The sequence below is a fragment of the Mycobacterium sp. genome (assembly GCF_050701675.1).
GTDB lineage: Bacteria > Actinomycetota > Actinomycetes > Mycobacteriales > Mycobacteriaceae > Mycobacterium.
In genome coordinates, this window is sequence record NZ_JBOGDD010000292.1 from 1 (window position 1) to 5,443 (window position 5,443).

Consider the following 5,443-nt stretch of genomic DNA (forward strand, 5'->3'; position numbering starts at 1 on the left):
CGGCAAGGCGCTTGCGCTCACCGTCGCCCACGATTCGGGAGCACGTCCCTCGTCAGACCACGGCCGCCCGGTCGAACCCTTGCGCCCCGCGTGCACCAGCTGGATTCCCGGAACTGAGCCTTGCGCCGTCACGAAGTCGGTGATGCGACGAAAGGCCATCGCTTGACGGTCATTCCACAAGCCGACGTCATAGATGCTGCTGCGCCCGATGGGATCGACCGCGGTGGCCTCGACCATGACCAGCGCCGCACCGGCGACCGCCCGCGAGCCCAAATGCTGCAGGTGCCAGTCCGAGGGCGTCCCGACGTCGTCCCCGTCCGGTGCCGCCGCGAACTGCATCATCGGAGACATCCAGGCCCGGTGGGCGAACGTCACCTCACGAAGTGAGAGCGGGGTGAACAAGTGAGCCATACTTGCTCCTAATCCCGTCCTGCGCCGATGGGCAGCGCAGCGTTGGCGCTATCCAGATGCTCGACGGTGCTGAAGATCAATTCGGTGTCGCCGATGTTCTCGATGTCGTGCAAGAGGTATTCGCCTGGCCCGAAATGGAAGTGCCGGGTCTCGCCCCGTTGGTAGGACACCTCGCGCACCGTGCCGTCGAAGGTATGTTGTCTGCTGCGGCCCGCGTTGACCGCGGTCCAGAAGTAGTCCAGCACATGGCGGTGAGCGTGCCAGCGTTCACCAGGGGCCAGCCTGATCTCCCAGACCCTGACCCTGCAGTCCTCGCTCAGCAGCCGAGAGCCGACTTCCCCGTCGTAGGCGTGCTCGGCGAACTCGGCCTTGAGCCACGCGGGCCAGCTCTCGAAATCCGACGAGACGAGCTCGCCGGCGAGAGGGAGGTCAGACAGGAATTCGTTGTCGTTCATGATCTTTCCCTTCGAACTGAGAGTGGTGGTCAGTTGCCCGGCCCGTAGAGACCGAACCGCAGGTCGGGGTCACCCGGAGTCCAGGTGTTGCTGAACTGCGAGCGCTCGCCCATCGCCACGACGCGGCGCAGCAGGGCGTCACTGAGCTGCAGCTGGGTCGGTTCCCATTTCACGAGCGCGGCCGCGATGTCGCCACCGGCCTCGGTGAGTGCGGCGGCCAGCGCCCAGCCGTCGGCGGCAGCCTTGGCCGTGCCCGCAGCGGCGTGCGGGCGCGCCGCGCAGGCCGCGTCGCCGATCAGGGCGACCCTGCCCATGGCCATGCGCGCCGAACGGGTATCCGACACGACCTGCAAGTACGGCATTTCGGTCGCGGCGATCACGTCGGCTATGGCGGGCGCGAACACGTCGGTGGCAGTCCGCCTCATCTCGTCGACGTAGCGGTCCTGAACCTGACCAGGGTGGACGGACACCGTGCCGGCGAATCCCCTTTTGTCGATCAGCATTTCGGTCAGATCCGGGCCCGCGGGGACATTGCGATACCAGACGTAGTTCATCAACCGGTCGTCGAGACCGAGGCCGTCCTCACCGGGAATGGGATACATCGTGATGTGGGAGTGCGGAATCACCTCGTAGGTGATGGCGTCCTGCAGTACCTCGCGGGTCGCGACGTCGAGGTCGCGCAGCGCAACCGTGCCACGCCAGCCGACGTAACCCGAATAGTGCAGTCCCGCGACGGGGTCGAACCGCTGCCGGGCCACGGAGGTGACGCCGTCGGCGAACACGACCAGGTCGGCGGACTCCTCTCTGCCGCTGACGAAGCGGACCGTCGCCCCGTCGCCGTCCTGACTGAATCCGCAGGCGTATTCGCCGTAGTGATAGTGCTCGGTGCCGAAGTCGGCCAACAGGGCCCGGTAGAACGTGCCCCAGGAGGTGTAGGTCCAGGTGCACCGTTCCCGGTACACCAGATCACCCGCGGGACCGAGATATTGGACATACGAGGTCGGCGTGCTCAGGTCGGCGAGGTCCTGGCTGCTGCGCTCGGTGAACCAGCGCACCGTGTCGGGTTGCAGCACGATGCCGCTGCCCCGGCCGTCGAGAGCGGTGGAGGTGCGCTCGTAGACGTCGACCGTGAACCCCAGGTCGCGCAACAGAAGGGCGGCGGTGAGCCCGCCGATCGAGCCGCCGATGACGATGGCGGAGGCATCGCCGTAGTCGGTCATGACGCACTCTCTTCGACGTGGTGGACGAGTTGGGGCGAGATCGGCTCCGTTGGCAGGGGGTGCCCACGCGTCTCCCTGGCGAAGGCGAGGCCGATGAGGGCGATGAGGCCGAACGCGGCGACCGCCGCGGTGGCCAGACCGAGGTTCCCGTCGAACCAAGAGGCGGCGATCGCACCGGCCGCCAGCGGACCGAGGGCGGTGACGTAACGACCGACGCTGTTGCACACGGCCAGTGCGGTTGCGCGCACACTCGGCGGGAACAGTTCGGGAGCGTAGATGAACGTTCCGGACAAGGCCCCGAAGAGACCGAACCCGAGAAGTGGCATGACGACCAGGAACTCGGTGTAACCGCGGTCGAAGGGGAAGGTCCACGCGACGGTGACCGCCGAGACGACGAAGCTCACCATGAACGCCTTGCGCCTGCCGATCGCGTCGGCGAGGAAGCCCCAAGAGGCGTACCCGATGATGCCGCCGGCGTTGAACAGCATCGCGGCGGTGGCCACGCGATGATCGGCCACCCCGGTAGGCAACTGTTCGGCCGCGGTGAGCTGGCGGATGATCTGCGGGTACCAGGTGGAGACGCTCCAGAAGGCGATGAGTGCACCGGACGCCAGAGCCGTGCAGACGAGCATCGGGTGCAACAGCGGGGGAGCGAGCAGCCTGCGCAGGACGAACCGGTCCGCAGACGTGCTGGTGCCGTTGTTCCTTCGGTCGCGGCGGGCACTGAGGTGCGCTCCGATCTCCGGTGGCTCGGGAACGTAGCGACGGATGAACCACACCACCAGCGCAGGCAGGCCCGCCAGTGCCAACATGTATCGCCAGCCATGGCTGCCGAGGATGGCGTAGGCCGCGGCCGCGGCGAAGAACCCGGCCGCGTAGCCCGACATCATGAGTCCACCCGCCTTGGCGCGGAACCGGTTTCGCCAGGTCTCGGCGATCAGCGCGGCGCCGACCGGTGCCTCAACGCCAGACCCGAGCCCGGCGATGAACCGCAGGATTCCGAGCTGCCACCAGGTGTCCGCGAACGCGGCCAGCGCACTGAAGACGGCGTACGTGAGGATGCCGAGGGACAGCACCCTGGTGCGCCCGAAGTAGTCGGCAAGGACTCCGAACAGGATGCCGCCGGTCGCCCAGCCGATCAGAAACAGTGCGACCGTCATTCCGCCGTAGTAGCCGATCGAGGCTGGGCTGGCTTGGATCCCGCTGTTGGGAAGCAACTCGGCCATCGCCGGCCCGAGGACGAGGACGTAGAGACTTCCGGCGAACCCGTCGAGCCCCCAGCCCAGGGCGGTGCCCGCGAGAACCAGCCACTGAGTTCGAGTGATCTCTCGGCGCCATCCCCGTTCACCTCCGGACGGCGCGGTATGAGTCGACATGCGAAATCCCTTCTTGGAGAGGCTCACTAGTTCAACCGGCCGTGTTCTGCGTCGCCGTACCAGTCCACGGGGTCGGCGGCGGTGCGGACGACGATGGTCTTGAGCCAGGAGAAGTCGTCGAACGACTCCGTTCCGGCATCCTTGCCGCTGCCGGATTCCTTGACGCCGCCCCACGGCAGGGACGGTTCCAGGCGATGGTGATCGTTGACCCAGACCATGCCCGCCACGATGCGGGACGCGACCCGGTGCGCTCTCCCGACGTCCGTGGTCCACACGCCTGCGCCGAGCCCGTATCTGTTGTCGTTGGCCATCAGCACTGCGTCGTCCTCGTGATCGAACGGGATGACGACCGCGACCGGGCCGAAGATCTCCTCACGCGCGGCGGTCATGACGATGGTGGCGTCGGCCAGCACCGTCGGCTCCAGGAAGAAGCCGTCCCGCAGGGGGTCCGGCAGGTCTGGCACTCCACCGCCTGCCGCGAGGCGCGCCCCTTCGTCGGCGCCGGTCTGGATGAGACGTCGCACCTTGTCCCGTTGGATGGCGCTGATCAGGGGACCCATCTGGGTGTCGGGCGCCATGGGATCGCCGACGCGGATGCTGCGTGCGCGTGCCGACAGGGCCGCTACGAACTCGTCGTAGACACCGCGCTGGACCAGGAATCGTGAACCCGCCACACAGGATTGGCCCGCCGCGACGAACGCCGAGAACGCGGCACCCTCGGCGGCGGCGACCGGGTCGACGTCGTCGAAGACGATGACCGGCGTCTTGCCTCCCAGTTCGGCGGTGACCCGCGCGAAGCGGCCCGCCGTGGCGACCGCCGCCGCACGGCCGGCCTCGGTTCCGCCCGTCAGGGTGATCTTGGCGACGCCTGCGTGCTGCGTCAGTCGGGCACCCGCCTCGCGCCCGCCGGTGACGACGTTGACGACGCCGTCGGGCAAACCGGCCCCAGTCATGATGTCTGCCAACGCAAGTGTGGTCAGCGGTGTCATCTCCGAGGGCTTCACCACGACGGTGTTGCCTCCTGCCAGCGCTGCGGACAAGCTGCGGGCGAGGATGAGCAGGGGATGGTTGAACGGGGTGATGATGCCGCAGACGCCGAGTGGTCGGCGTTCCTGGTAGGTCAGGTAGGGCCCGTCGCCGGGCAGCACGGCCTGGCGTTGCGCAGCCAGCAGGCCCGCGTTGTACCGAAACCACTCCGGCACCCTGGACAGCTGGGCGCGCGTCTCCGCGATCGGCCTGCCGTTGTTTCGGGCCTCCAAGGTATGGAGCCGGTCGGAGGCGCCCTCGACGGCATCGGCGATGCGCAGCAGGAGTCGGGCGCGCTGGCTGCGGACCAGCGCAGGCCACTCTCCGTGTTCGAACGCGGCCGTCGCGCGTGCCACGGCGGCGTCGACGGCCTCGGGGCCCTGTTCGACGACGGTCTCGATGACGGCGCCGGTCGCGGGGTTGATGATGCGTCGCACTTCGGGAGCTGGCGACGCAACGTCGCGTCGGAGGGTGTCGCTGTGAGTCATGTTATGAGTGTCGTCACACGGGGGACGCGGCATCAATGTCAGTCGACACACTATCTCTCCAACGACATGTTCCGCTCGACACTAGGTATGCGATCCTGATCGGTATGGCGGCAGTGAATTCGGGCGGGCGGCCAGGCGCCGAGCTTCTGACGTGGCTGAGCGCGTTGAGGGCGTTGAGCGCGGCGTCGACCTCGGCGACCGACCCTCGCCACGTTCTCGACCTGGTCGCCGATACGGCGAGAACCCTTCTCGCCTTTGACTTCTGCGGAGTGCTGACCCCAGACCCGGCAGCGGACAGTCTCGTCATCACGGGCTGGAGCGGACTGTCGTCCGAGTACGTGAACCGCGTGAACTCCGATCGGCCGGTCCGCCTGGACAGTGGCTCACCCTCGAGTCGCGCCTTCCACAGTGGCCAGGCCGTCGCCCTTCGGGACATCTCCGCCGAGTCGGAGTTCACGCCGTGGGGC

The 5,443-nt window shown here is 67.7% G+C and carries 6 protein-coding genes; 1 reads left to right on the plus strand and 5 read right to left on the minus strand.

The genetic code is table 11. The features are described 5' to 3' along the window. From ACRDUX_RS08645 to ACRDUX_RS08665, 5 genes are all read right to left on the minus strand, one after another. The coding region (locus tag ACRDUX_RS08645; protein ID WP_526412929.1) for an oxidoreductase at nucleotides 1-411 on the minus strand (411 nt) is incomplete at its 3' end. An 8-nt stretch (nucleotides 412-419) separates the two neighbouring features. Continuing rightward, on the minus strand, nucleotides 420-866 hold the full coding sequence (locus tag ACRDUX_RS08650; protein ID WP_526412931.1) for a cupin domain-containing protein: 447 nt from the start codon (nucleotides 864-866) through the stop codon (nucleotides 420-422). Nucleotides 867-895: 29 nt separating this feature from the next. Further along, nucleotides 896-2,086 carry an FAD-dependent oxidoreductase gene (locus ACRDUX_RS08655; protein ID WP_526412933.1) on the minus strand — a complete coding sequence of 397 codons (1,191 nt, stop codon included), beginning with the start codon at nucleotides 2,084-2,086 and terminating at the stop codon, nucleotides 896-898. Then, nucleotides 2,083-3,462 carry an MFS transporter gene (locus ACRDUX_RS08660; RefSeq protein WP_526412935.1) on the minus strand — a complete coding sequence of 460 codons (1,380 nt, stop codon included), beginning with the start codon at nucleotides 3,460-3,462 and terminating at the stop codon, nucleotides 2,083-2,085. The genes ACRDUX_RS08655 and ACRDUX_RS08660 overlap by 4 nt, the downstream gene beginning before the upstream one ends. A gap of 26 nt (nucleotides 3,463-3,488) precedes the next feature. Beyond that, entirely contained in the window at nucleotides 3,489-4,976 is a 1,488-nt protein-coding gene (locus ACRDUX_RS08665) for an aldehyde dehydrogenase family protein (RefSeq protein ID WP_526412937.1), read from the minus strand. A 104-nt stretch (nucleotides 4,977-5,080) separates the two neighbouring features. Between ACRDUX_RS08665 and ACRDUX_RS08670 the strand changes: the two genes are divergently transcribed. Then, a partial coding sequence (locus ACRDUX_RS08670; RefSeq protein ID WP_526412939.1) for a GAF domain-containing protein occupies nucleotides 5,081-5,443 on the plus strand: 363 nt, incomplete at its 3' end.

Excerpts from the sequence above, each read along its gene's own strand:
- ACRDUX_RS08660 (WP_526412935.1), bottom strand. The coding sequence starts at position 3,462 with ATGTCGACTCATACCGCGCCGTCCGGAGGTGAACGGGGATGGCGCCGA.
- ACRDUX_RS08650 (WP_526412931.1), bottom strand. The coding sequence starts at position 866 with ATGAACGACAACGAATTCCTGTCTGACCTCCCTCTCGCCGGCGAGCTC.
- ACRDUX_RS08665 (WP_526412937.1), bottom strand. The coding sequence starts at position 4,976 with ATGACTCACAGCGACACCCTCCGACGCGACGTTGCGTCGCCAGCTCCC.
- ACRDUX_RS08655 (WP_526412933.1), bottom strand. The coding sequence starts at position 2,086 with ATGACCGACTACGGCGATGCCTCCGCCATCGTCATCGGCGGCTCGATC.